The 24,543-nt window shown below is 60.0% G+C and carries 22 protein-coding genes; 21 read left to right on the top strand and 1 reads right to left on the bottom strand.

Annotated features, from left to right (window positions below; all coding sequences use genetic code 11):
* Positions 1-57: 57 nt before the first annotated feature.
* The 8 genes from arnB to KDX37_RS16955 are packed head-to-tail and all read left to right on the top strand — an operon-like array spanning position 58 to position 8,896.
* Positions 58-1,209: a UDP-4-amino-4-deoxy-L-arabinose aminotransferase gene (gene arnB / locus KDX37_RS16920; protein WP_319941703.1), complete on the top strand. Its 1,152-nt coding sequence runs from the start codon at positions 58-60 to the stop codon at positions 1,207-1,209.
* Positions 1,206-2,219 carry an undecaprenyl-phosphate 4-deoxy-4-formamido-L-arabinose transferase gene (gene arnC / locus KDX37_RS16925; protein ID WP_231653858.1) on the top strand — a complete coding sequence of 338 codons (1,014 nt, stop codon included), beginning with the start codon at positions 1,206-1,208 and terminating at the stop codon, positions 2,217-2,219. Before arnB ends, arnC begins: the two co-directional genes overlap by 4 nt.
* On the top strand, positions 2,216-4,207 hold the full coding sequence (gene arnA, locus KDX37_RS16930) for a bifunctional UDP-4-amino-4-deoxy-L-arabinose formyltransferase/UDP-glucuronic acid oxidase ArnA (protein ID WP_231653859.1): 1,992 nt from the start codon (positions 2,216-2,218) through the stop codon (positions 4,205-4,207). The genes arnC and arnA overlap by 4 nt, the downstream gene beginning before the upstream one ends.
* Complete coding sequence (gene arnD / locus KDX37_RS16935; protein WP_231653860.1) at positions 4,207-5,088, top strand: 4-deoxy-4-formamido-L-arabinose-phosphoundecaprenol deformylase; 882 nt, start codon at positions 4,207-4,209, stop codon at positions 5,086-5,088. The genes arnA and arnD overlap by 1 nt, the downstream gene beginning before the upstream one ends.
* Positions 5,085-6,737: a lipid IV(A) 4-amino-4-deoxy-L-arabinosyltransferase gene (gene arnT, locus KDX37_RS16940; protein ID WP_231653861.1), complete on the top strand. Its 1,653-nt coding sequence runs from the start codon at positions 5,085-5,087 to the stop codon at positions 6,735-6,737. Before arnD ends, arnT begins: the two co-directional genes overlap by 4 nt.
* Complete coding sequence (arnE, locus tag KDX37_RS16945) at positions 6,734-7,078, top strand: 4-amino-4-deoxy-L-arabinose-phosphoundecaprenol flippase subunit ArnE (RefSeq protein ID WP_231653862.1); 345 nt, start codon at positions 6,734-6,736, stop codon at positions 7,076-7,078. The genes arnT and arnE overlap by 4 nt, the downstream gene beginning before the upstream one ends.
* The gene (gene arnF / locus KDX37_RS16950; protein ID WP_231653863.1) at positions 7,075-7,524 is read left to right on the top strand and encodes a 4-amino-4-deoxy-L-arabinose-phosphoundecaprenol flippase subunit ArnF; all 450 of its coding nucleotides are present in this window, start codon (positions 7,075-7,077) and stop codon (positions 7,522-7,524) included. Before arnE ends, arnF begins: the two co-directional genes overlap by 4 nt.
* Entirely contained in the window at positions 7,502-8,896 is a 1,395-nt protein-coding gene (locus KDX37_RS16955; RefSeq protein WP_231653864.1) for a UDP-glucose dehydrogenase family protein, read from the top strand. The genes arnF and KDX37_RS16955 overlap by 23 nt, the downstream gene beginning before the upstream one ends.
* Positions 8,897-8,942: 46 nt before the next feature.
* Here KDX37_RS16955 and KDX37_RS16960 read toward each other — a convergent pair whose 3' ends face one another.
* The gene (locus tag KDX37_RS16960) at positions 8,943-10,421 is read right to left on the bottom strand and encodes an ArnT family glycosyltransferase (protein ID WP_231653865.1); all 1,479 of its coding nucleotides are present in this window, start codon (positions 10,419-10,421) and stop codon (positions 8,943-8,945) included.
* A gap of 236 nt (positions 10,422-10,657) precedes the next feature.
* Between KDX37_RS16960 and KDX37_RS16965 the strand changes: the two genes are divergently transcribed.
* The 13 genes from KDX37_RS16965 (at position 10,658) to KDX37_RS17025 (ending at position 24,539) form a co-directional block, all read left to right on the top strand.
* The gene (locus tag KDX37_RS16965) at positions 10,658-11,788 is read left to right on the top strand and encodes a Fic family protein (protein WP_231653866.1); all 1,131 of its coding nucleotides are present in this window, start codon (positions 10,658-10,660) and stop codon (positions 11,786-11,788) included.
* A gap of 92 nt (positions 11,789-11,880) precedes the next feature.
* Entirely contained in the window at positions 11,881-12,516 is a 636-nt protein-coding gene (locus KDX37_RS16970) for a nuclease-related domain-containing protein (protein ID WP_231653867.1), read from the top strand.
* 144 nt (positions 12,517-12,660) lie between these two features.
* Positions 12,661-13,728, top strand: coding sequence for an FUSC family protein (locus KDX37_RS16975; protein ID WP_231653868.1), 1,068 nt, complete (start codon positions 12,661-12,663; stop codon positions 13,726-13,728).
* Between the two features lie 10 nt (positions 13,729-13,738).
* Positions 13,739-14,200 (top strand): Lrp/AsnC family transcriptional regulator, encoded by a 462-nt coding sequence (locus tag KDX37_RS16980; protein ID WP_231653869.1) that lies wholly within the window; start codon positions 13,739-13,741, stop codon positions 14,198-14,200.
* A 126-nt stretch (positions 14,201-14,326) separates the two neighbouring features.
* Positions 14,327-16,006, top strand: coding sequence for a flavin monoamine oxidase family protein (locus KDX37_RS16985; RefSeq protein WP_231653870.1), 1,680 nt, complete (start codon positions 14,327-14,329; stop codon positions 16,004-16,006).
* 15 nt (positions 16,007-16,021) lie between these two features.
* Positions 16,022-16,822, top strand: a complete 801-nt coding sequence (locus KDX37_RS16990; protein ID WP_231653871.1) for a carbon-nitrogen hydrolase family protein — start codon at positions 16,022-16,024, stop codon at positions 16,820-16,822.
* Between the two features lie 79 nt (positions 16,823-16,901).
* On the top strand, positions 16,902-19,286 hold the full coding sequence (pqqF, locus tag KDX37_RS16995) for a pyrroloquinoline quinone biosynthesis protein PqqF (protein ID WP_231653872.1): 2,385 nt from the start codon (positions 16,902-16,904) through the stop codon (positions 19,284-19,286).
* Between the two features lie 155 nt (positions 19,287-19,441).
* Complete coding sequence (gene pqqA / locus KDX37_RS17000) at positions 19,442-19,516, top strand: pyrroloquinoline quinone precursor peptide PqqA (protein WP_009045898.1); 75 nt, start codon at positions 19,442-19,444, stop codon at positions 19,514-19,516.
* Positions 19,517-19,610: 94 nt separating this feature from the next.
* Complete coding sequence (gene pqqB, locus KDX37_RS17005) at positions 19,611-20,522, top strand: pyrroloquinoline quinone biosynthesis protein PqqB (protein ID WP_231653873.1); 912 nt, start codon at positions 19,611-19,613, stop codon at positions 20,520-20,522.
* An 8-nt stretch (positions 20,523-20,530) separates the two neighbouring features.
* Positions 20,531-21,286 carry a pyrroloquinoline-quinone synthase PqqC gene (pqqC, locus tag KDX37_RS17010; protein ID WP_231653874.1) on the top strand — a complete coding sequence of 252 codons (756 nt, stop codon included), beginning with the start codon at positions 20,531-20,533 and terminating at the stop codon, positions 21,284-21,286.
* A complete protein-coding gene (pqqD, locus tag KDX37_RS17015; protein ID WP_231653875.1) occupies positions 21,283-21,570 on the top strand; it encodes a pyrroloquinoline quinone biosynthesis peptide chaperone PqqD in 288 nt (95 codons plus the stop codon). The genes pqqC and pqqD overlap by 4 nt, the downstream gene beginning before the upstream one ends.
* Positions 21,563-22,732, top strand: a complete 1,170-nt coding sequence (gene pqqE, locus KDX37_RS17020; RefSeq protein WP_231653876.1) for a pyrroloquinoline quinone biosynthesis protein PqqE — start codon at positions 21,563-21,565, stop codon at positions 22,730-22,732. Before pqqD ends, pqqE begins: the two co-directional genes overlap by 8 nt.
* Entirely contained in the window at positions 22,695-24,539 is a 1,845-nt protein-coding gene (locus KDX37_RS17025) for a S9 family peptidase (protein WP_231653877.1), read from the top strand. Before pqqE ends, KDX37_RS17025 begins: the two co-directional genes overlap by 38 nt.
* The last annotated feature ends 4 nt before the right edge of the window (positions 24,540-24,543 follow it).

The following is a 24,543-nucleotide window of genomic DNA, read 5'->3' on the forward strand; positions in this document are numbered from 1 at the left end:
AATTGGCAGTTTGCTACCAAACGGCACTTCGGTGATAAAGCATAAGTGGGTCAGACAGTGACGAATCAGGCTTTCCTTCCTTTTTCTCGACCGTCCATGGGCGATGAAGAGATAGCGGCAGTTACCCGTGTGTTGAATTCCGGCTGGATTACCACCGGACCGGAATGCCAGAAGCTCGAAGAGCAGTTTGCCGAGCGCGTGAGTGCACGGCATGCCGTTGCTTTGTCGTCGGCCACTGGCGCCATGCACGTCACGCTGCTCGCGCTGGGCGTCGGACCGGGTGATGAGGTGATCACACCGTCCCAGACGTGGGTGTCCACGGCAAACATGATCTGCCTGCTGGGCGCTACGCCGGTCTTTGTCGACGTGGACCGTGACACGCTCATGGTCGATGCGTCGCGTATTGAACAGGCCATCACACCCCGAACCAAGGCGATTGTGCCGGTGCATTACGCCGGTGCCGCGCTCGACCTCGACCCTCTGTACGCGCTGGCCAAACGGCATGGCATCGCGCTGATCGAGGATGCAGCTCACGCGATTGGCACCGAGTACAAGGGGCGACCGATTGGCGCTCAGGGCACGGCAATTTTCTCGTTCCATGCGATCAAGAACATGACCTGTGCCGAAGGTGCGATGTTGGTGACCGATGACAGCGAGCTGGCTGATCGGGTGCGCCAACTGAAATTCCATGGGCTGGGCGTCGATGCGTATGACCGACTGACACTGGGCCGCAAACCACAGGCGGAAGTCATCGAGCCGGGCTTCAAGTACAACCTGGCAGACATCAACGCCAGCATCGCCCTGGTACAACTGCAACGCCTGAAAGCAATCAATGCAAAACGTCAGATGCTCGCCAACCGTTATCTGGAGCGACTGGCCAGCAGCGCTGTTCTGCCGCTCGCCCAGCCTCGCTACGCACAACGTCACGCCTGGCACCTGTTCATCCTGCGCATTGATGCCGAGCGTTGCGGCATGGAGCGTGACGGGTTCATGAAGGCCTTGCAGGCGCACAACATCGGCACTGGCATCCACTTCATCGCAACCCACATGCACCGTTATTACCGCCAGCGGTTCCCCGACGTTCACCTGCCCGACACCGAGTGGAATTCGTCGCGACTGTGCTCCATCCCGCTGTTTCCGGACATGACCCTCGACGATGTCGAGCGAGTCGTGGACGCCATTGAATCGATCGTGGAAGCCAGACATTGAGACCGTACCCTATCAACTGCGTATCGATCGTCATTCCCGTCTACAACGAGCAACAGAGCCTGCCGGAGCTGTTGCGCCGTACCGAGGCAGCCTGCGCGCAGTTGAAACATGCTTACGAAATCGTGCTGGTCGACGATGGCAGCCGTGACAATTCCGCCGAAATACTCCAGCAGGCCGCAGAGCGTGAAGGCAGCCCGGTCGTTGCGGTGATCCTCAACCGCAACTATGGCCAGCATGCGGCAATCATGGCCGGTTTCGAACAATGCATCGGCGATGTGGTGGTGACTCTGGACGCCGACCTGCAGAACCCGCCTGAAGAAATTCCGCGCCTGATCGCCATGGCCGAACAGGGCTACGACGTGGTGGGCACGGTGCGCAACAACCGTCAGGACTCGGCCTGGCGACGCTGGCCGTCAAAGCTCATCAACCTTGCCGTGCAACGTTCGACCGGCGTTGCCATGAGCGACTACGGCTGCATGCTCAGGGCCTACCGACGCACCATCGTCGACGCCATGCTGGCGTGCCGCGAGCGCAGCACGTTTATCCCGATTCTGGCCAACAGCTTTGCGCGCCACACCACCGAAGTGCTGGTACACCACGCCGAGCGCGAGCATGGCGATTCGAAGTACAGCCCCATGCGCCTGATCAACCTGATGTTCGACCTGATCACCTGCATGACCACCACACCGCTGCGCCTGCTCAGCATTGTAGGTTTCAGCATGGCACTGCTGGGCGTGCTGTTCGCCGTGGCGCTGATTGTGCTGCGACTGATTTTCGGCGCGCCCTGGGCCGAGAACGGCACTTTCGTGCTGTTCGCGGTGCTGTTCGTGTTCACCGGCGGCCAGTTCATCGGCATGGGGCTGCTCGGCGAATACCTGGGTCGCATGTACAGCGACGTCCGTGCACGCCCGCGGTTTTTCATCGAAAAGGTCGTGCGCAGCTCAGCCGAAATCACAACCAACAGTGTTGATTCTTCCGCTTCTCCTTATTTGAACAAGGTTGCGCCATGAGCCCTAAAGCTGTCGTCTTCGCGTATCACGATATTGGCTGCGTCGGTCTGCACGCGCTGCTGGAGGCAGGGTATGAAATCGCCGCAGTGTTTACCCATGCGGACGACCCCAAAGAGAAAACCTTCTTTGGTTCAGTGGCGCAACTGTGCGCACAGCACGGCATCCCGGTGCATGCCCCGGAAGACCCGAATCACCCGCTGTGGATAGAGCGCATCGGCAAGCTGGCACCGGATTTCATTTTCTCCTTCTACTATCGTCAACTGCTTGGCGAGCCTTTGCTGGCCTGCGCAAAAACGGGCGCGTTCAACCTGCATGGTTCGCTCCTGCCACGCTATCGCGGCCGGGCCCCTGCCAACTGGGTGCTGGTCAACGGCGAGACGGAAACGGGCGTTACTCTGCATCATATGGTCAAGCGTGCCGATGCAGGATCTGTGGTTGCCCAACAGCGAGTGCCGATCAGTACGCTCGACACCGCGCTGACCTTGCACGGCAAGCTGCGTGAAGCGGCCGCCCATCTGCTGGGCGATGCGCTGCCGTTGCTGGCGCAAGGTCAATTGCCCGGCACAGCGCAGGACGAGGCAAAAGCCTCGTACTTTGGAAGACGCACAGCGGCTGACGGCTTGATCGACTGGGCCCGCCCTGCAGCGCACTTGAACAACCTGATTCGCGCCGTCACACAACCTTATCCCGGTGCCTTCAGCCCGGTGGGCGAGCACAAGCTGATCATCTGGAGCGCCAGCGTCGATGCCGATAACAACGGCGTGGCGCCGGGCACCGTGATCAGTTGTGACCCGCTGCGCATCGCCTGCGGTGAAGGTTCGCTGGTCATCAGCGCCGGGCAGCGTGGTGACGATGGCCTGTACCTCAGTGGCGTACAACTGGCACGCGAGTTCGGGCTGGTCGATGGTTCACGGTTGCGCGGCGCCGAGAAAGGTCGTGCGCAGCGGCGCACCCGGGTGCTGATTCTGGGCGTCAACGGCTTTATCGGTAACCACCTTTCAGAGCGTCTGTTGCAGGACGACCGCTACGAGATCTATGGGATGGACATCGGCTCGGACGCCATCGAGCGCCTGCGCACCCAACCCAATTTCCACTTCATCGAAGGCGACATCAGCATCCACACCGAGTGGATCGAGTACCACATCAAGAAGTGCGACGTGGTATTGCCACTGGTGGCGATTGCCACGCCAATCGAATACACCCGCAACCCGCTGCGCGTGTTCGAACTGGACTTTGAAGAAAACCTGAAGATCGTGCGGTACTGTGCCAAGTACAACAAACGCGTGATTTTCCCCTCCACCTCAGAAGTTTATGGCATGTGCCAGGACGCCAGTTTCAGCGAGGACACCTCCAACCTGGTCGTCGGCCCGATCAACAAACAGCGCTGGATCTACTCGGTGTCCAAGCAACTGCTGGACCGCGTGATCTGGGCCTACGGGCAGAAGGGTTTGCAGTTCACGCTGTTCCGCCCGTTCAACTGGATGGGCCCGCGACTGGACCGCCTGGATTCGGCGCGGATCGGCAGCTCAAGAGCCATCACCCAACTGATCCTGCACTTGGTGGAGGGCACACCGATTCGCCTGGTGGACGGCGGTGCGCAGAAGCGCTGCTTTACCGATGTCGCCGACGGCATCGAAGCGCTGGCACGAATCATTGAAAACCGCGGTGACAGTTGCAGCGGCCAGATCATCAACATCGGCAACCCCGACAACGAAGCCAGTATTCGTCAGTTGGGCGAAGAGCTGTTGCGTCAGTTCGAGGCCCATCCTCTGCGCTCCAACTTTCCACCGTTCGCGGGCTTTCGTGAAGTGGAAAGCGAGTCGTTCTACGGCAAGGGTTATCAGGACGTCAGCCACCGCAAGCCCTGCATCGACAACGCACGTCGGCTGCTCGGCTGGACGCCTTCCATCGAACTGAGCGAAACCATCGGCAAGACGCTGGACTTCTTTCTGCGCGAAGCCATGGCTGAAAAAGCGGATCAGCGCTGATGCAGGCAGGCTTGAGAATTGATGTGGACACCTACCGTGGCACCCGTGAAGGTGTGCCGCGAATGCTGGACATGCTTGAGGAAGCTCAGGTCAAGGCCACGTTCTTTTTCAGCGTCGGGCCGGACAACATGGGGCGTCACTTGTGGCGCCTCATCCGTCCACAGTTTTTCTGGAAAATGCTCCGCTCGCGGGCGGCCAGCCTGTATGGCTGGGACATTCTGCTGGCCGGGACCGCCTGGCCGGGTAAACCGATCGGCCATGACCTCGGCCATCTGATGCGCCGCGCGCGTGATGCTGGTCATGAAGTCGGTCTGCATGCCTGGGATCACCATGGCTGGCAGGCCAATGCGGGGCACTGGAACGATGCACGGTTGATCGCGCAGATCCGCCGGGGCGTCGATTGCCTGGGCGACATTCTCGGCGGCCCGGTGACGTGCTCGGCAGCAGCGGGCTGGCGCGCCGATGAGCGCGTCATTGAAGCCAAACAGTCCTTCGGTTTTCGTTATAACAGCGACTGCCGGGGCGACAGTATTTTTCGTCCATTGCTGGCCAACGGCACGTCTGGAGCACCGCAGATTCCGGTCGACTTGCCGACGTTCGACGAGGTGGTGGGTCCGCAGCTTGATGCGCAGGCGTTCAACAGCTTTATCCTGCGACGTTTCGCGGCGAACCAACTGAATGTCTACACGGTACATGCCGAAGTCGAAGGCATCGTCATGGCCAACGATTTCAGGCAACTGCTGGCACTGGCGCATCAGCAAGGCATCCGCTTCCAGCCGCTCGGCGATTTGTTGCCTGATGCCATCGAGCAATTGCCCTCTGGCCGAGTCGTACGTGGCGCCCTTGAGGGTCGCGAAGGCTGGCTGGGAGTCCAGCAATGACCGAATCTCGATACCGCGCTATCGCCCTGCTGTTTCTGGCCTTTTTCGCGGCCTACCTGTTGCCGCTCGGGTCCCACGGCCTGTGGATCCCCGATGAAACCCGTTATGCGCAGATCAGTCAGGAAATGCTCCACAGCGGCCAATGGGCTGCGCCGCATTTCATGGGTGTGCGCTATTTCGAAAAGCCGGCAGCCGGTTACTGGCTGATCGCGATGGGTCAGCACCTCTTTGGTGAGAATCTGTTTGGCGTGCGGATCGTCTCGGCGCTGAGCACCGGTCTGAGTGCTGTGCTTGCCTGGTTGCTTGCCGGCCGGATGTGGAACGATCCCCGCAAGAGCTTCGCCAGCGCCTTGTTGTTCATGAGTTTCGCATTCGTCGCGGGGCAAGCGGGTTATTGCAACCTCGACCCGCAATTCACCTTATGGGTCAATCTGTCGCTGGTTGCATTCTGGTACGCGGTCAACAGCATCGGGCGCCTGCGGTTGGGCGCCTGGACGGTGCTCGGGCTTGCCTGTGGCATGGGGTTCATGACCAAAGGGTTTCTGGCCTGGGCGCTGCCGGTGCTGATTGCCGGGCCGTATATGCTGTGGCAAAAACGCCTGCGCGAGCTGATTCGCTACGGTTTGCTGGCAGTTATCGTTGCTCTTGCTGTCTGCCTGCCATGGGTACTGACGGTTCACGCGCAGGAGCCGGATTACTGGCGATTCTTCTTCTGGCACGAGCATATCCGTCGTTTCGCCGGTGAAGATGCGCAACACGCCCAGCCCGTGTGGTTTTACCTGCCGGTGCTGGTCGCAGCCTGCCTGCCGTGGGCGCTTTTGATTCCAGTAGCCTTCAAACGCGCCTGGCAAGACAGGCATCAACCCGCCAGCGCCTTTCTGCTGATGTGGACTGTGCTGCCGCTGCTCTTTCTGAGCCTGAGCCGTGGCAAGCTGCCGACCTACATCCTGCCCTGTCTGTTGCCATTGGCCCTGCTGATGGCCGATGCAATGGTCGAAAAACTCAGGCACGGCCACCTCGCCACGTTGCGGCTCAACGGCACATTCAATGCGGCCACCGCGCTGACAGGTATGGCGGCGCTGCTGTATGTGCAATACACACAACCCGTTTATGACCACGAACCCGTCCATCTGCTGCTGGCAGGTCTGGTGCTTGCAGCCTGGTTTGTGGCCAATGCGCTACAGGCCTGGCGCCCACTGAAACTGTGGGCGATGCCTGCGGCAGGCAGTTTGCTGATGGTTGCCTTGCTACCTGCCGCACTGCCTTACAGCGTGGTTTATGACAAGACGCCTGACCAGTTCGTCGCCCGACACATGGCCGAGCTGGCAGCCAGCCAATCGCTGCTGAGCAATGATCTGGGTGCAGCATCGGCACTGGCGTGGCGACTGAAACGCTCGGACATCACGCTGTTCAACACATGGGGCGAGCTGAAATACGGCCTCGACTACCCGGACGCCAGTGCGCGCAATGTGAGTCTGCAAGGGATCGATGCGTGGATGAGCGCCGCTCGGCATAACGGTCAGGTCGGCGTGATCATGCGCGGCGACGGCAATGAAGAACTGCACGAACTCGCCCTGCTGCCCAAAGGCGGCAAGCGCTATCAGGAAGGCGATCTGGTCATCGTGATCTACGAGCGGTCCGAACCATGACGTGGTCATTGTTGTTCACCGCGTGCCTGCTGACGTGCCTCGGTCAGGTCGCTCAAAAAATGGCCGTCGAGAGCTGGCGAGATGGATTCCCCGGTCCGCTGGCCGCCGCGCGCTCCGCCTGGTTATGGCTGGCGGTGCTGTGTCTGGGATTAGGGCTGCTGGTCTGGCTGACGGTGTTGCAGCGGCTGGACGTCGGTGTCGCCTACCCGATGCTGGCCATGAATTTCGTGCTGATCACTCTGATCGGCCGCTACGTGTTCAACGAGCCGGTCGACCGCCAACACTGGTTGGGCATCGTACTGATTCTCGCAGGCGTGATTCTGCTGGGGCGTCAGGCATGAGCCAGCGCAACGGGATGCTGCTGACCCTGGGCAGCGTGGCGCTGGTCAGTGCTGCTCAGTTGGGCATGCGCTGGAGCATGACACGCCTGCCCTCGCCCTCCCGACTGTTCGACATGCAGTGGTTCGAGTCGCAAGGCTATCTGAGTATCGACTTCAGTGCCGCCATCGTTGTGTCCGTCGCCGTCTGCGCGTATGCACTGTCGATGCTACTGTGGCTGCTGGCCCTCCGCAGCCTGCCCTTGAGCCGTGCCTATTCGTTGTTAAGCGTCAGCTATGCGCTGGTTTACGCGCTGGCGGCCGCTCTGCCGGTTTTCCATGAGACGTTCACGGTATCGAAAACTGTGGGTGTCATCCTGATCGTGATGGGTGTTGTGACCATCAACCTTCGGCGCATTTCTCGCAATTCTCTCCAGGGTTCTTTTCATGAAAATCAGCGTTTTCGGTAGCGGATACGTAGGTCTGGTACAAGCGGTGGTGCTTGCAGAAGTCGGTCACGACGTCGTGTGCATGGACATTGATCAGGCGAAAGTCGAACAATTGCGCCAAGGCCAGGTGCATATCTACGAGCCGGGGCTGTCCAACCTGGTTCGCGAGAATCTGGACCACAAGCGACTGCAGTTCACCTGCGACGAACAGATGGCCGTCGAGCATGCCGAGGTACTGTTCATCGCCGTCGGCACACCTTCCTGCGAGGACGGATCGGCAGACATGCGCAGCTTCTTCGCCGTCGGCGACAGTATTGCCCGGCACCGCACCGAACCGCTGATCATTGTGGAAAAGTCCACCGTACCGGTCGGCAGTGGCGATGCCTTGCGCGCGCACATTGATAAAGGCCTGCGTCAGGCCGGGCGCCTGCTGCAATTCGATATTGTCTCCAACCCGGAATTTCTCAAGGAAGGTTCGGCCGTCAATGACTGCCGTCGCCCGGACCGAATTGTCATCGGCTGCGAAAACGAAGCGGTAAGAAAGGTCATGCGTGAACTGTATGCACCGTTCAACCGCAACCATGACCGGATCATGTTCATGGACCTGCGCAGCGCTGAACTCACCAAGTACGCAGCCAACTGCATGCTGGCCACCAAAATCAGCTTCATCAACCAGATTGCCGAACTGGCCGAACACTTGGGCGCAGACGTCGAAGCGGTGCGGCTGGGCATCGGTGCCGACTCACGTATCGGCTACGACTTCATCTACCCCGGCTGCGGGTATGGCGGTTCGTGTTTCGGCAAGGACATCCGTGCGTTGATTCACAGCGCCAGAGAGGCGAATTGCTCAAACGATCTGTTATCTGTGGTCGAGGCTATCAACGAGCGCCAGAAGAACAAGCTGTTCGAGCGGGTCAATGCGTTTTACCAGGGGGATTTGCGCGGCAAGACCTTCGCGCTCTGGGGCCTGGCGTTCAAACCCAACACCGACGACATGCGCGACGCGCCCAGCAGAGTATTGATGGAAGCATTGTGGGCCGCTGGCGCAACGGTGCGGGCGTTCGACCCCGAAGCCATGCAGGAAACCCAGCGCATTTATGGTTACCGCAAGGACCTGGTGCTGATGGGTACGCCCGAGGCAACCCTTGATGACGCCGACGCGCTGATCATCTGCACCGAGTGGCAGCAGTTCAAGGCACCAGATTTCGAGCTGATCCAGCAACGCCTTGGCGCGCCGGTAATATTCGATGGGCGCAACCTGTACGACACCGAGCGCCTTTCTCAAGGCGGCTTCCACTACTTCCCGATCGGTCGGGGCGAGTCGTGTGATTTGCCTATTCCGCAAAAAAGCTGGGTACCCGTCGCGCCAGTCGCGGCTCGCCAGACCCTCTGACCCGACTGAGCCGGCGCACGCGTCCGAACGATCTGGCGCGTTCAGGTCAGTTGCTTTTCGCGGGTGCCTCGTAGCTGACGAAATAGTAATGGCGGCTGCCAATCTTCACATCAGCGACAGCCTTGAGCGGCAGCGCTGGCCCGTACGTGCGCTCCATGATCGCTATGTTACCGGGATCACTCATGAGAAAAGCGTTCACGCTGGCGTCGGTGTCGAACGCATCGAGCAGGCTACGTGTGTAAAACGCACTGGCGCCTGACAACCGCTCGCTGGGCTGGAACAACGCCACATGGTGACCTTCAGCCTGCAAGGCGTGCACCCGGTCCGTCAGCGGCAAAAATGAAAACTGCCGATCCTCCTGCGGAACCAGCCAGACAGCTGCCGACAGGTAGAGCGCCATAACCAGCGCGACCGCCGCTGTCATCAAGGCTCGCTGATTTCGCACAACAAAGGCCGCCGTAGACGACGTGCCCGAATGAGCGTTGAGTCGTGCCCACAGCACCGATGCGTATTCCGCAGCGATCACTGCCGCCGCCGGTGCCGATGACATCAGGTAAACCATACGTTTGCTGGAAGCCAACGTCAGCAGCACAAACTGCGCGATGAGCCACAGGCTGAAAAACAGCAGGTGACGGTTGGCCAACAGCTGTTTGCGAAAGTGCCAAAGCCCCAGATACACGAGCAGGTTCCACGGCATGAACGCTTCGGGCAGCTTGGCGATGTAGTAATAGAACGGCTCGTAATGCCCAGCCTCTCGAAACGAGCCACTGAAGCGTCCGACGCTGTTGGTCCACAGCACAGCCTTCAACGATTCGACACCGCCCTGCCCGTACAGGAAACACAGCCAGACCATCAGTGGCACCAGGCCCAGTACGGTAAACACCGCTGGCCGCAACCAGTCCGTCAGTACCAGACGTTTGCGCTGTAACGTTTCACACAGCAACCAGGCGAAAATGACTACGCCGGGCAGAGCTAATCCCAGCACGCCTTTGCTCAGTGTCGAGATCGCAATACCCGCCGCAAAAGAGCACCACAGCCACACACTTCGATCGCCCTTGGCGCGTTGATTGACCGCCTGGAAATACACCAGCAACGCAAGGGTCACGCCGAACGCCAGCAAGGCGTCTTCACCCACTTGCCGTGAGTTGTCCCAGAAACTGGCCATGGTCGCCAGTATGAAGGCGCCAAGCCAGGCAACAGGCACCGGGCGCGCCATGCGCTTGAGCATGCCATACAGCAACAGCACACTGAACAGCCCGGCAAACGCCGAGGCCAGCCTCACAGCCCAGGTCTCGGCGCCAAACGCCCGGATGGCTGCCGCATCGAGCCAGACACTCAGCGGCGGCTTTTCCAGAAAAGGCTGAGCGCTCAGCGTCGGCGTGACCCAGTTATCACTCAGCAGCATTTCCATGGCGATACCCGCCACACGCGGCTCGGTGGAGCTCTGAAGCTGATGATTACCCAATGCAAAAAAGAACAGCACAATACTCAGGAGCAACAGCCACAGCGTGCGCGAAGCCACCATTCAAGACACCCGAGCAAAGTTGAAACCCCGAGTATAAGCAGCGCAATACTGACGTTTCATGAAACTGTCGACAGAAACCCCGGCGCGCTCACTTGCCGTTTCAAGAGAGATGCCAAAGCCTCGACTGCCTCAGCTGTCATCAGGCAAAACTGGACGATGAGCCGAATAGCTCGCACAATCGGCTCATACCATGAGCCGATTGAATTCTCTATTCGGCTCAGCGCGAGCGCCTCTTAATGTCTGAACATCTCTGGATCTGGCAGCAACCGGACTGGCCACAGTTGCGCTGGAACAGCGAACGCCTGGCTACGCTGTTGCGAGCCTGCGCGACAGCGCAAGGTCGCCTGCTCGGCATGACCGCAGTGGCGGGTCGCGACACCGCTCTTCAGGAAAGTCTGGACAGCTTGCTGCAAAACATCGTGACCTCATCAGCGATTGAAGGTGAGCAACTGAACGTTGGGTCGGTAAGGTCTTCGCTGGCGCGCCGTCTGGGCCTTGCCGACGGTGGCAAACCCAGCACGCGCAGTGAAGGCCTGGCAGAGCTGATGCTGGATGCCACCGGCAGCAGCGATCAGCCACTCACGCTTGATCGCCTGTTTGCCTGGCACCGCTGGCTCTTCCCGGCTCAGGAAACATTCACCTCCAACCACGTAAAAGCGGGGCAATTGCGCGGCGAAGACTCGATGCAAGTGGTGTCAGGACGTATTGATCGGCCTACCGTACACTTCCGGGCCCCACCCCGCGACGTGCTGGAAGCCCAGCTGGAAGACTTCCTCGTATGGTTTGCCAAAAGCCGGAACGATCCAGGCCTTGATCCGTTCGTGCGGGCAGGCATTGCTCATTTCTGGTTCATCACCCTTCACCCCTTTGACGATGGCAATGGCCGCCTGACCCGAGCCCTGACTGACCTGGCGCTGGCTCAGAGCGAGCAGCAAGCCATTCGCTTCTACGCCATGTCGGCGAGCATTCTGGAAGATCGGGCCGGCTACTACCGCGTTCTGGAAAGCAGCCAGAAAGGCGCAACTGACATCACTGACTGGCTGGAGTGGTTCCTGCAAACCTTCCTGCGCAGCGTCGAGCAAGCCTTGGAACGCATCCAGCGCGTACTGGCCAAGACGCGCTTCTGGCAACTTCATCAGGGCGATGCACTGTCCGCTGAACAGGCCAAAGTGCTCAACCGTCTGCTTGATGGTGGCGAACGCGGCTTTGCCGAAGGCATCAGCGCAGCCCAGTATCAGGCGGTGGCAAAAGTATCCAAGGCAACCGCCACCCGCCACCTGAGCGACCTGCTCGCCAAAGGCTGCATCACCCGCCTGCCCGGTGGCGGTCGCAGCACGCGGTATCAGATCAACGACGTATCGCTGTAAAGAATCGCGAGGTTGAACCGACAACCCATGCAGCACCAATGAGCCATCAAACTCTTCAGTAAAACTCTCTGCCTCGCATGGAAAGGATTCCCATGAACCTCAGCGCTGTCATCGCCCCGGCCTTCCATATGCTGAGCTGGCTGTTGCCCGCCATGCTCCTGCTCGGGCTGCTCAAATCCCGCTGGGCAAAAGGTCATATCGGAGAAATGTGGGTGAGTCTGTTTGCGGGCTGGAAACTCGACAAGGCTACTTATCGACGCTTCCACAATGTGACGCTGGACACGCCTGACGGCACGACGCAGATCGACCATGTGTTTCTTTCGCCCTACGGTATTTTTGTGCTGGAAACCAAAAACATGAGCGGCTGGATCTTCGGCAGCGAAAAGCAGCCGCAGTGGACGCAGAAGCTCTACAAACGCACCTACAGGTTTCAGAATCCGTTGCGTCAGAATTACAAGCACCTGAAAGCACTTGAGGCCACGCTTGGGGTCGGTCCGGTGTACCTGCACTCAGTGATTTGCTTCGTCGGCGGCAGCACATTCAAGACGCCAATGCCAGTCAACGTCACTCAGGGTATAGGCTTTGTTCGTTACATCCGCTCGTTTCAGCACGCCGTGTTCAGCGAGGCAGAAGTCGATGCGCTGGCCGATGCGTTGCAATCCCGTCGGCGTCTACCTGATCGCGCGACGCACCGCGAGCATGTGCAAAACCTCAGACGTCGCAGATGAAGCGCCTCTCGATGCGCCTTGAATGATCGCCCTCGCGATACCCCTCACTCACAGAGCGGTTCAATTTCCCGCCGAATGTGGCTTACTGGGCACCTCCGGCATCCAATCAGGGATTTCTTCTCTACCCTCGCGGTCTCTTAACGCATGACGAACTCGCGCTCTGCTTATATACCTTCCTGGCTCCGCCCTGTTCTGCGTCCGCTGCTGGACCCGTATCGCCGCTACCGGCATGCGCGGCTGATCCATGCAGCACGTATTGCGGTGGGCTTGCTGGTGACCATTCTGCTGACCACCGGGCTTAACCTGCCGCACGGCGAGTGGGCCTCGGTGACAATGTTGATCGTGATTGGCGGTTTGCAGCATCACGGCAACATCGGCAAGAAGTCGGTCGAGCGCGCGTACGGCACGTTGATCGGGGCCGGGCTCGGGCTGATCGTGGTGGTGCAGCAGGGCTATCTGGAAATGCCGCTACTGACCTACGCAATGATGTCGGTGATGTGCGGCTTCTTCGCCTACCACACCATCGGCAAGGGCGGCTATACCGCGCTGCTGTCGGCGATCACGCTGTTTATCGTTGCCGGTCACGGTTACAACCCGATCAGCGACGGCTTGTGGCGCACCGTTGACATCCTGATCGGGATCGCTCTGGCGCTGGCCTTTTCCTTTGCCTTGCCGCTGTATGCAGTGTTCTCCTGGCGTTACAACCTGGCCAGCGGTCTGCGCGACTGCGCCAAGGTGTACGGGCGCATCGTTCAGGGCGAACCTGTCACCGCCGATGAGCACCTGAAACTCACGGCCCGACTCAACGCCACGATGCTGCAATTGCGCTCGCTGCTGCCGTCGGTGTCCAAGGAAGTGAAGATGTCGATGGTCGAGCTGGACGCCATTCAGGGCCACTTCCGGATGTGCCTGAGTACGCTGGAAATCCTTGCCAACATCCGTCCGGCCAATCTTGATCAGGCGGCGGGTACTGCGCTGAAGACTTCGCTGGATGGCGATTACCGACAGATTCGTCGCCAACTGATCGGGATGGCCCGTGCCCTGCAAACCGGCGCGACCGAACGTTTGGCGCGAACCCCGGAAACACACCCTGAGAAACCGGAAATCCCGGCCGAGCTGATGGGCTATCACTTGATGACTCAGCAACTGGCTCACAACCTGGATGGGTTGCAGGCACGTCTGGCCAAAACGGCCAGGCGCTGGAAGTTCTGAGGAGATGCCTGTGTCCGATACCCGTGCGCCTGTGCTGGATGAAATTGATCGTCAGTTGATCGCTGCGTTACAGCTCAATGCGCGCGAAAGCGTTGCAATGCTCGCGCGACAACTAGGCATCGCCCGCACTACGGTGACTTCGCGGCTGGCGCGACTGGAGAGCAGCAAGGTCATCACCGGTTACGGCGTGCGTCTGGGGCAGCGCGTCATTGACGGCGGTCTGCAAGCCTACGTTGGCATTACCGTGCAGCCGCGCTCCGGCAAGGAAGTGCTGCGCCGATTGAGCGCGCTGGCGCAGGTCCAGCAGCTGTGTGCAGTAAGCGGCGAATTCGATTATGTCGCCTGGCTGCGTACGGACTCACCCGAACAGCTGGATGAATTACTCGACCTGATCGGCAGCGTGGACGGTGTGGAAAAGACCACTACCTCCATCATCCTCAGCAGCAAGATCGATCGCGGCCATCCTGGCTGATCAGAATGACGTCTCATTTCGTCATTCTGCATAAACAAACATCATATCGACGACACTTTGCGTCTTAATAACGTGCACGCCCTTATCTAGACTGTTGTTTTTCGCCGTTGCCCACCAAGGTCCGCCATGAAAACCAACCGTCACCCTGCCAACGGCAAAAAGCCGATCACCATGTTCGGCCCCGATTTCCCGTTTGCCTTCGATGACTGGATCGAGCACCCGAAAGGTCTGGGGACTATTCCGGCGGAACAACACGGCGCTGAAGTGGCAATCATTGGTGCGGGCATTGCCGGGTTGGTGGCAGCTTACGAACTGATGAAGCTCGGCCTGAAGCCGGTGGTGTATGAGGCTTCAAAGATGGGGGGTCGTCTGCGCTCGCAGGAGTTCGAGGGTGCCAAAGGCATCGTCGCCGAGCTGGGCGGCATGCGCTTCCCGGTGTCGTCGACCGCGTTCTTTCACTATGTCGACAAGCTGGGCCTTGAGTCACAGCCATTTCCCAATCCGCTGACTGCCGCGTCAGGCAGCACAGTCATTGATCTGGAAGGCACCACTTACTACGCGCAGATGCTGTCTGACCTGCCGGTGCTGTTCCAGGAAGTCGCCGACGCATGGGCTGATGCCCTGGAAAGCGGCTCGCAGTTTGCCGACGTACAGCAGGCTATCCGCGACCGCGACGTCCCGCGCCTGAAAGAGCTGTGGAACAAACTCGTACCCCTATGGGACGACCGCACGTTCTATGACTTTGTCGCCACGTCCAAGGCCTTCGCCAAACTGTCGTTCTACCACCGCGAAGTATTCGGTCAGGTCGGCTTCGGTACGGGCGGCTGGGATTCGGACTTTCCGAACTCGATGCTGGAAATCTTCCGCGTGGTCATGACCAACTGCGACGAGCATCAGCACTTGATCGTTGGCGGCGTGCAGCAAGTGCCGGTAGGCTTGTGGACCCACGTGCCGGACCATTGCGCTCATTGGCCCAAAGGCACCAGCCTGTCGTCGTTGCACCGTGGTGCGCCGCGCCCGGGCGTAAAACGCATTGCCCGCGCCGAAGATGGCCGCCTGGCCGTGACCGACAACTGGGGCGACACGCGGCATTACGCCGCCGTGCTGACCACCTGCCAGAGCTGGCTGCTGACCACCCAGATCGAGTGTGAGGAGTCGCTGTTCTCGCAGAAGATGTGGATGGCGCTGGACCGCACCCGCTACATGCAGTCGTCGAAAACCTTCGTCATGGTCGACCGGCCATTCTGGAAAGACAAAGACCCGGAAACCGGCCGTGACCTGATGAGCATGACCCTTACCGACCGCCTGACGCGAGGCACCTATCTGTTCGATAACGGCGACGACAAGCCGGGCGTGATCTGCCTGTCGTATTCGTGGATGAGCGATGCGTTGAAGATGCTGCCGCAACCCATCGAGAAACGCGTGAAGCTGGCACTTGATGCGTTGAAAAAGATCTACCCGAAAGTCGACATTGCGGCCCGGATCATTGGCGACCCGATTACCGTTTCATGGGAAGCCGACCCGCACTTTCTGGGTGCGTTCAAGGGTGCGCTGCCGGGCCATTACCGCTATAACCAGCGCATGTACGCGCACTTCATGCAGCAGGACATGCCCAGCGAACAGCGCGGCATGTTCATCGCCGGCGATGACGTGTCATGGACGCCAGCCTGGGTGGAAGGCGCCGTGCAGACCTCGTTGAATGCCGTATGGGGCATCATGAACCACTTCGGTGGCAAGACCCACGCCGAAAACCCGGGCCCTGGCGATGTGTTCAATGACATCGGCCCGATTGCGCTCGCCGACTGACAGAAGGAAACCGCCATGCGTGTCGCGCTGTATCAATGCCCGCCCTTGCCGCTGAACATCAGCGCCAACCTGACTCGGCTGGAGCAACAGGCCCGTGCCGCCGCCGGGCAAGGCGCGCAGTTGCTGGTGTGCCCGGAAATGTTCCTGACCGGCTATAACATCGGCGCGCAAGCGGTCGATGAGTTGGCGCAGCCCTGCGATGGCGACGCTGCGACCCGCATTGCCGATATCGCGCAAGCCAACCGCATCGCCATTCTGTACGGCTACCCGGAACGCGGCGCCGACCAGCAGGTGTACAACAGCGTGCAGCTGATCGATGCGCAGGGCGAGCGACTGTGCAATTACCGCAAGACGCATTTGTTTGGCACGCTGGATAACAGCCTGTTCTCGGCGGGTGAAGACGCGTTCCCGGTGGTCGAGCTGAACGGTTGGCGGTTGGGCCTGTTGATTTGCTACGACGTGGAGTTCCCGGAAAACACTCGGCGTCTGGCGCTGGCCGGTGCCGAGCTGATTCTGGTGCCGACCGCGAACATGGCTCCGTATGATTTTGTCTGCGAGGTCACAGTACGGGCGCGCGCGTTCGAAAATCACTGTTATGTGGTGTACGCCAACTACTGCGGCAGCGAGGGCGATATCCGCTACTGCGGGCTGAGCAGTATTTGCGCGCCGGATGGCAGCCGTCCCGCGCTGGCGGGCGACGAAGAAACGCTGCTCTTCAGTACGCTGGACAAATCGCTTTATGAACAAGCCACTTCAGTGAACAACTATCTCACCGATCGACGCCCTGGCCTTTACTCGCACCTGAGCCGGGATTAACAACCTGTGTGGGCGTCTGCTCGCGAATCAGACTGATTATCCGCTAGCATGACGTCCTGCTTCCCAGGCCCGGACCGTCATGCAGCACGCCAACATTTCCGACATCGAGCGCCTTGTGCTGGCCAACGGCCTGAACGTGGTGCTGTGCCACAACGCACGTCTCAAGCGCTGTGCGGCCTCGTTGCGTGTAGCGGCGGGCAGCCATGACGTACCGCAGGCGTGGCCTGGGCTGGCGCACTTTCTGGAGCATCTGTTGTTCCTCGGCACCGAGCGTTTCGCTGCCGATCAGAACCTCATGGCTTTCGTGCAGCGCCACGGCGGGCTGGTCAACGCGAGCACCCGCGAGCGCACCACTGACTTTTTCTTCGAGCTGCCACAAGCGGTGTTTGCCCAGGGCCTGGAGCGTCTGTGCGACATGCTCGCGCACCCGCGCATGGCCTTGGCTGAGCAACTGCGCGAGCGTGAAGTGCTGCACGCCGAGTTCATCGCCTGGGCGGGAGACGCCGAGGCACGCCATCAGACGCGGCTACTGGCGCCGATCAATGCGCAGCATCCGTTGAGAGGTTTTCATGCGGGCAACCGCTACAGCCTATCAGTACCCAACCCGGCCTTCCAGCACGCCCTGAACGACTTCTACAAGCGCTTTTATCAAGCCGGGCAAATGACCCTGTGCCTGAGCGGGCCGCAATCGCTGGCCGAACTTCACGCTCTGGCGGCCGCTCACGGCGCCCTGCTCAAGCCCGGCGAGCGCGTCGCCCAACGGCCGCCGCCACCGCTGCTGGATGCACGCCAGAACCTGTGCTCGACAGACTTTCACGATCGGCTTCACCTGCTGTTTGCCTGCGAAGGCTTGCCCGAAAAAGCTGACGAGGCAGTGGCTTTCTTCTGCCATTGGCTGAATACCACCCAGGCGGGAGGGCTGGCGGCCGCGCTGATCGAGCGTGAACTGATCCATTCCTTGAAAGCCTCGCCGCTGTATCAATTCGACGGGCAGTTGTTGCTGGATATCGACCTTCAAGCCGCATCGACAGACGTGCCCGGGAAAGCCCGGATTGCCAGGCTGTTCTTCAGTTGGCTGAGTTTTTTCAACGCTCAGTGGCCCGCCCTGATCGAGGAGTACCAGCGTCTGCAACAACGGCGCTTGCACACCGCAGGCGCGTTGGCTCTGGCGCATCATTATTGCCGCGATACGCCGTCAGAACTGAGCGAGCAAGGCGTTCATGCAATGAGCGTCCTGTTGAAACAATTGACACCTGAAGCACTGGTCTGCGCGACGGTTGACGATACGGCGACCGCTGAACAGACCGACTGGCGTCTGCCGCCGACCAATCCGTTTTTGCGTCCCTTGTTGCTGCCAGCGCAAAAGACGACCCACAGGGCATTGGTCTGCAACGATGAGTTGCCGCAGGACAGTGCCGAAGCGACGGTCTACCTGCGCTGGGAATTGCAGTGCCCACAACCGACGCTCTGGCAGATGCTCGACAGCAGCCTGAAAGACCTGGTCGAAGACGCTTGGCAAGCCGGTGTCAACGTGTCGTTCAGCCGCTATGGCAACTATTGGCAGCTCAAGCTGAGCGGCGTGGAAGAGCCATTCGCTGCCGTCATTCAGCAGTGCCTGCAGCGTTTGCTTCACCCGGACAGCAAGACACTGGCGCGCTACGGCAAGCCAGCCAGTGGGCCGGTGCAGATCCCGATTCGTGAATTGCTCAAACAGTTGCCCGATCTCTTTTTGACCAGCACACCGGCGCCTGCCTCCGATGATCTGCAAGCGGTTTGGGCTGGCTCATCGTGGATCGGTTTTGGCGCTGGGCTGTCAGCAGTTGGCCGCGATCAGGTCAATGCAGTTCTGACCACCCTGCCCGGCACGCAGCAGAAACACCCGACGCCATTGCCAGCCAGCCGTTCCGGCAAACGCTGGGAGCAGGTAGTTTCGTCGTCCGCTGAAAACGCCGTGCTGGTGTTCTGCCCTGCACCCGATACGACAGCCGAAGATGAAGCCGCCTGGCGAATGCTGGCACACGTCATTCAAGCGCCCTTCTACCAGCGCCTGCGGGTTGAATTGCAGTTGGGTTACGCGGTGTTCAGCGGCCTGCGACAGATTGCAGGAACAACAGGCCTGCTGTTTGGTGTGCAGTCGCCCAATTGCGACACAGCTGAGCTGGTTCGCCACATCGAGACGTTGCTGAACACGCTACCCGAGCTGATCGCCCACACCCACTTGCCCGAGCAGCGTCGGGCATTGATAGCGCAACTCGACCTGGCGACGCTGCCTGACGAACAGGCAGCGGAATGGCTGTGGCAGGCCTATCTCGGTGGGCGCGGTGCGGACCGGATAAACGCGTTGCGAAACGCCCTGTCAAATCTGGATACACACTCTTTACTCGCCGCGGCTAACGTATTAAACGCAGCGTCAAACGGCTGGCTGATTGTGGCCAATCGCCCGGCTTGCGCGCCTTTTGCGTGATCGTTACCTGAACGGTAACGGTCTTTCCTGCAGATTCGGACACTCCCGAATTATGAAATTGAGTAACATAGCTCCCTAAGCATCTGAACGTATGCCGTTGCCGGTGCACTAAGATGTAGTCACCAACCGCTGCATCCATCTGAAGGAGATCTCCTATGTCTTGGTCCAAACCTGCTTACACTGATCTGCGTATCGGCTTTGAAGTCACCATGTACTTCGCAAGCCGTTGATTTCAGTGCGCTGCATAGCCTCGGTTCGCCGGGGCTTTTTTTATTGTCAGGGCGTTTTTGTTTTTTGTTTCAGGTCATGTGGTAGGGAGCTGACATGTACATCCAGATTCTAGGTTCCGCTGCCGGTGGCGGGTTTCCCCAGTGGAACTGCAACTGCGTCAACTGCGCAGGTTTTCGGGACGGCAGCCTTCGAGCGCACGCGCGCACTCAGTCTTCCATCGCGCTTTCAGATGATGGCGTGAACTGGGTGCTGTGCAACGCCTCGCCGGACATCCGCGCGCAACTGCAAGGCTTTGCGCCCATGCAACCGGGGCGCGCCCTGCGTGACACCGGCATCGGCGCCATCGTGTTGATGGACAGCCAGATCGACCACACCACCGGCCTGCTCAGCCTGCGCGAAGGCTGTCCGCATCAGGTCTGGTGTACCGACATGGTTCATGAAGACCTCAGCACCGGTTTCCCGTTGTTCGAAATGCTCAAGCACTGGAACGGCGGCCTGAACTGGAACCGGATCGAGCTGCAAGGCAGCTTTGTGATCCCGGTCTGCCCGAACCTGCGCTTCACACCGTTCCCGCTGCGCAGCGCCGCACCGCCCTATTCGCCGCACCGCTTCGATCCACACCCCGGTGACAACATCGGCTTACTGGTCGAAGACACGCGCACGGGCGGCAAACTGTTCTATGCGCCGGGCCTGGGCAAGGTGGACGAGGCGCTCGCCGAGAAGATGCGCGACGCCGACTGCCTCTTGGTCGACGGCACGCTGTGGGATGACGACGAGATGCAGCGCCGTGGCGTGGGTACTCGTACGGGTCGCGAGATGGGCCACCTGGCGCAGAACGGCCCCGGCGGCATGCTCGAAGTGCTTGAAGGCTTCCCGACGCAGCGCAAGGTGCTTATTCACATCAACAACACCAACCCGATTCTCGACGAAGACTCCGCAGAGCGCGCCGAGCTGCTTCGCCGCAACGTTGAAGTTGCCTTCGACGGCATGAGCATCGAGCTTTAGGAGCTGACATGAGCGACGCCAAAGCGCTGTCCCCCGCTGAATTCGAACAGGCCTTGCGCGCCAAGGGCGCCTTCTATCACATCTATCATCCGTACCATGTGGCGATGTATGAAGGTCGGGCCACCCGCGAGCAGATTCAGGGCTGGGTCGCCAACCGCTTCTACTACCAGGTGAACATTCCGCTCAAGGACGCTGCAATTCTGGCCAACTGTCCGGACCGCGAGATACGTCGCGAGTGGATTCAGCGCCTGCTCGACCACGACGGCGCGCCCGGTGAAGACGGTGGCATTGAAGCCTGGCTGCGTCTGGGCCAGGCGGTTGGCCTGGACCCGGATCAGCTTCGCTCACAGGAGCTGGTGCTGCCCGGCGTGCGTTTCGCGGTCGATGCCTATGTGAATTTCGCCCGGCGCGCCAACTGGCAGGAAGCCGCCAGCAGTTCGTTGACTGAACTGTTCGCGCCGCAGATCCACCAGTCGCGTCTGGACAGCTGGCCTCAGCATTACCCATGGATCGACCCGGCAGGCTACGAGTATTTCCGTACCCGCCTGGGCCAGGCGCGCCGCGACGTAGAGCATGGCCTCACGATTACGTTACAGCACTACACCACGTACGAAGGCCAGCAACGCATGCTGGAGATCCTGCAGTTCAAACTCGACATTCTGTGGAGCATGCTCGATGCGATGTCCATGGCGTATGAATTGAACCGCCCGCCGTATCACAGCGTCACAGACCAAAGGGTCTGGCATAAGGGAATCGCGCTATGACATCCCACACCCCGTTCGACCGCAATCAGGTGCCAAGCTGGCGTCCAGGCTATCGATTTCAATACGAGCCGGCACAGAAAGGCAACGTGCTGCTTTACCCCGAAGGCATGATCAAGCTCAACGACAGCGCCGGCATGATCGGCGGGCTGGTCGATGGTCAACGAACGGTGGCGGCCATCATCGAGAAGCTGCAACACGAGTTTCCCAACGTTCCCGAACTGGGCATGGATGTCGACGATTTCATGAGAGTCGCCCAAAAAGAGCACTGGATCAATCTTGTCTGATATCACACTCGCAACATCCACTCCCTACATCCCGCCCAGGCCGGAAACCGGCCTGCCGCTGTGGCTGCTCGCCGAACTGACCTACCGCTGCCCACTGCAATGCCCTTATTGCTCCAACCCGCTGGATTTCGCCAGGCAGGGGCAGGAGCTGACCACCGAACAGTGGTTCAAGGTCATGCAGGAGGCGCGGGAAATGGGTGCTGCGCAAATCGGCTTTTCGGGCGGTGAACCGCTGGTGCGTCAGGATCTTGCCGAGCTGATTGCCGAGGCAAGACGGTTGGGTTTCTACACCAACCTGATCACCTCCGGTATCGGTCTGACCGAAGAGAAGATCATCGCCTTCAAGCAAGCCGGGCTGGACCATATCCAGATCAGTTTTCAGGCCAGTGACGAGCAAGTGAACAACATGCTCGCGGGCTCGAAAAAAGCCTTCGCACAAAAGCTGGAAATGGCGCGGGCGGTGAAAAAGCACGGCTACCCGATGGTGCTGAACTTCGTCACGCACCGGCACAACATCGACCGGATCGACAAGATCATCGAGCTTTGCCTGGCGCTTGAAGCGGACTTCGTCGAGCTCGCCACCTGCCAGTTCTACGGCTGGGCACACCTGAACCGTATCGGCCTGCTACCCACCAAGGACCAGCTGGTACGCGCAGAAGCCGTAACCAATCAATACCGTGATCGGCTGGCGGTAGAAAATCATCCGTGCAAACTGATTTTCGTGACGCCGGACTATTACGAAGAGCGCCCCAAGGCCTGCATGAACGGCTGGGGCAGCATCTTCCTGACGGTAACACCTGATGGCACTGCATTGCCCTGCCACGGTGCCCGGCAGATGCCGATCCAGTTCCCCAATGTGCGCGATCACACCATGCAGCACATCTGGTACGACTCGTTTGGTTTCAATCGCTTTCGCGGCTATGACTGGATGCCCGAGCCTTGCCGCTCGTGCGACGAAAAAGAGAAGGATTTCGGTGGCTGCCGCTGCCAGGCCTTCATGCTGACGGGCGACGCCGCCAACGCCGATCCGGTGTGCAGCAAGTCCCAGCATCACGGGATCATCACCCAGGCACGCGACGAATCCGAAACCGCCACCCACACCATCGAAGAGCTGGCCTTTCGCAATGAACGAAACTCACGACTCATCGCAAAATCCTCATGACACCCTGACCGCCGCTCAGGCCGTCGCAGCGGGTGTGGACTTCGCCGAGCTGGATGTCAGCTCGGCGGGTCTGTTCTGGAATGAATACCGTCCTGAAGACGGCGCTTGCCGCATCTGGCACTGGTATGCAAATACCACACGCTGCCTGACGCCTCCCGGTTTCAGCGTCCGTAGCCGAGCGTATGAGTATGGTGGCGGCTCGTTCTGCCTGGCAGACGATGCGGTAGTGTTCGTCAACGAAAGCGATCAGCAGCTGTATCGGCAAGCCATCGATGGCGGACCGCCGGTCGCACTGACGCAAGGTGACAAGCGCTACGGCGGCGTCTTTTACAGTCAGGACCGGATTCTGGCTGTCGAAGAAGAACGCAACACGCATCGGCTGGTGTCGATCAGTCTGGCAGACGGCCAACGTCAGCTATTGGCGGAAGGTGCCGACTTCTATGCCTCGCCAGTGATCAGCGCCGAAGGCAAGCGCCTCGCCTGGATCGAATGGCAACGTCCGCATCAACCCTGGACCGCCACGCGCCTCATGTGCGCGGCACGGCAGGACGATGACACCTGGGGTTCACCGCAGTGCATCGCTGGCGGCAATGCCGAAGAATCCCTCCAGCAGCCTCGCTTTGACGCACACGGCCTTTTGTATTGCCTGAGCGACCGGGCCGGGTTCTGGCAACCCTGGGGCGAAACAGGCAGCGGATTCAGCGCGCTGACCGCCGCCCCGGCCGACCACTCTTCCGCACCATGGCAATTGGGCAGTTGTACCTGGCTGCCGATCAACGAGGGCTACCTGGCCAGTTGGTCGCAGGACGGCCATGGCGTTCTGGGGCTGCGCGACGCACACGGTTCGGTAGAAGATTTCAGTGGCAGTTACAGCCGCTTTCGCAGCCTGGCGCTTGATGAAGAGTTTGTGTATTGCATCGCCGCATCAGCAGTCAGCCCTTCGGCTGTAGTTGCCATTTCACGAGACGACCACAGCGTGCAGGTATTGGCGGGCGGCGGCATACCGTTACCTGCCGAGCAGATCAGCCACCCTCAACCGCTGCGCTATCCCAGTGGCGGGGCCGAGGCTTACGGTTATTTTTACCCGGCCCTGCCCGGGTCTGGTAGCGACTCGGAAAAGCCGCCTTTGGTGGTTTTCATCCACGGCGGCCCTACATCGGCCTGCTACCCGGTACTCGATATGCGCATTCAGTACTGGACCCATCGTGGTTTCGCAGTGGCCGATCTGAATTATCGCGGCAGCAGCGGCTACGGCCGTGCATACCGTCAGAGCCTGTACCTGAACTGGGGCGTTGCCGATGTGGAAGACGCGTGCAACGTGGTCACGCATTTGGCGCAACGAGGCCTGATCGACAAGGACCGTGCTTTTATTCGCGGTGGCAGCGCGGGCGGCTACACAACGTTATGCGCGCTGGCGTTTCAGGATGTGTTTCGCGCCGGGGCAAGTCTGTACGGGGTCAGCGACCCGATTGCGCTGGCCAAGGCCACCCACAAATTCGAGGGCGACTATCTGGACTGGCTGATCGGCGACCCTGTGAAGGACGTCGAGCGTTACAACGCGCGCACACCGCTGTTACACGCTGACAAGATCAATGTGCCGGTGATTTTCTTTCAAGGCGAACTGGATGCAGTGGTGGTCCCGGAGCAGACCCGCGCCATGCTCAAGGCCTTGCAGGACAATGGTATTGCGGCGCAAGCTCACTTTTATCCGGACGAGCACCACGGTTTCCGCAAAGCAAGCAACCAGGCGGATGCGCTTGAAGCAGAGTGGCGTTTTTATCGGGGAGTACTGGATCAGGACGCCTGATCGT

This window comes from Pseudomonas californiensis, assembly GCF_021147775.1.
In the GTDB taxonomy this organism is placed as follows: Bacteria; Pseudomonadota; Gammaproteobacteria; order Pseudomonadales; family Pseudomonadaceae; genus Aquipseudomonas; species Aquipseudomonas californiensis.

Bases quoted from the DNA above. Each gene is read 5' to 3' on its own strand.
- KDX37_RS16990 (WP_231653871.1), top strand. From the start codon at position 16,022: ATGCGTGTCGCGCTGTATCAATGCCCGCCCTTGCCGCTGAACATCAGC.
- KDX37_RS16985 (WP_231653870.1), top strand. From the start codon at position 14,327: ATGAAAACCAACCGTCACCCTGCCAACGGCAAAAAGCCGATCACCATG.
- arnT (WP_231653861.1), top strand. From the start codon at position 5,085: ATGACCGAATCTCGATACCGCGCTATCGCCCTGCTGTTTCTGGCCTTT.
- KDX37_RS16955 (WP_231653864.1), top strand. From the start codon at position 7,502: ATGAAAATCAGCGTTTTCGGTAGCGGATACGTAGGTCTGGTACAAGCG.
- pqqF (WP_231653872.1), top strand. From the start codon at position 16,902: ATGCAGCACGCCAACATTTCCGACATCGAGCGCCTTGTGCTGGCCAAC.
- pqqD (WP_231653875.1), top strand. From the start codon at position 21,283: ATGACATCCCACACCCCGTTCGACCGCAATCAGGTGCCAAGCTGGCGT.
- pqqB (WP_231653873.1), top strand. From the start codon at position 19,611: ATGTACATCCAGATTCTAGGTTCCGCTGCCGGTGGCGGGTTTCCCCAG.
- pqqC (WP_231653874.1), top strand. From the start codon at position 20,531: ATGAGCGACGCCAAAGCGCTGTCCCCCGCTGAATTCGAACAGGCCTTG.
- arnF (WP_231653863.1), top strand. From the start codon at position 7,075: ATGAGCCAGCGCAACGGGATGCTGCTGACCCTGGGCAGCGTGGCGCTG.
- arnA (WP_231653859.1), top strand. From the start codon at position 2,216: ATGAGCCCTAAAGCTGTCGTCTTCGCGTATCACGATATTGGCTGCGTC.
- KDX37_RS16970 (WP_231653867.1), top strand. From the start codon at position 11,881: ATGAACCTCAGCGCTGTCATCGCCCCGGCCTTCCATATGCTGAGCTGG.
- KDX37_RS16975 (WP_231653868.1), top strand. From the start codon at position 12,661: ATGACGAACTCGCGCTCTGCTTATATACCTTCCTGGCTCCGCCCTGTT.
- KDX37_RS16965 (WP_231653866.1), top strand. From the start codon at position 10,658: ATGTCTGAACATCTCTGGATCTGGCAGCAACCGGACTGGCCACAGTTG.
- KDX37_RS17025 (WP_231653877.1), top strand. From the start codon at position 22,695: ATGAACGAAACTCACGACTCATCGCAAAATCCTCATGACACCCTGACC.
- arnD (WP_231653860.1), top strand. From the start codon at position 4,207: ATGCAGGCAGGCTTGAGAATTGATGTGGACACCTACCGTGGCACCCGT.
- KDX37_RS16960 (WP_231653865.1), bottom strand. From the start codon at position 10,421: ATGGTGGCTTCGCGCACGCTGTGGCTGTTGCTCCTGAGTATTGTGCTG.
- arnE (WP_231653862.1), top strand. From the start codon at position 6,734: ATGACGTGGTCATTGTTGTTCACCGCGTGCCTGCTGACGTGCCTCGGT.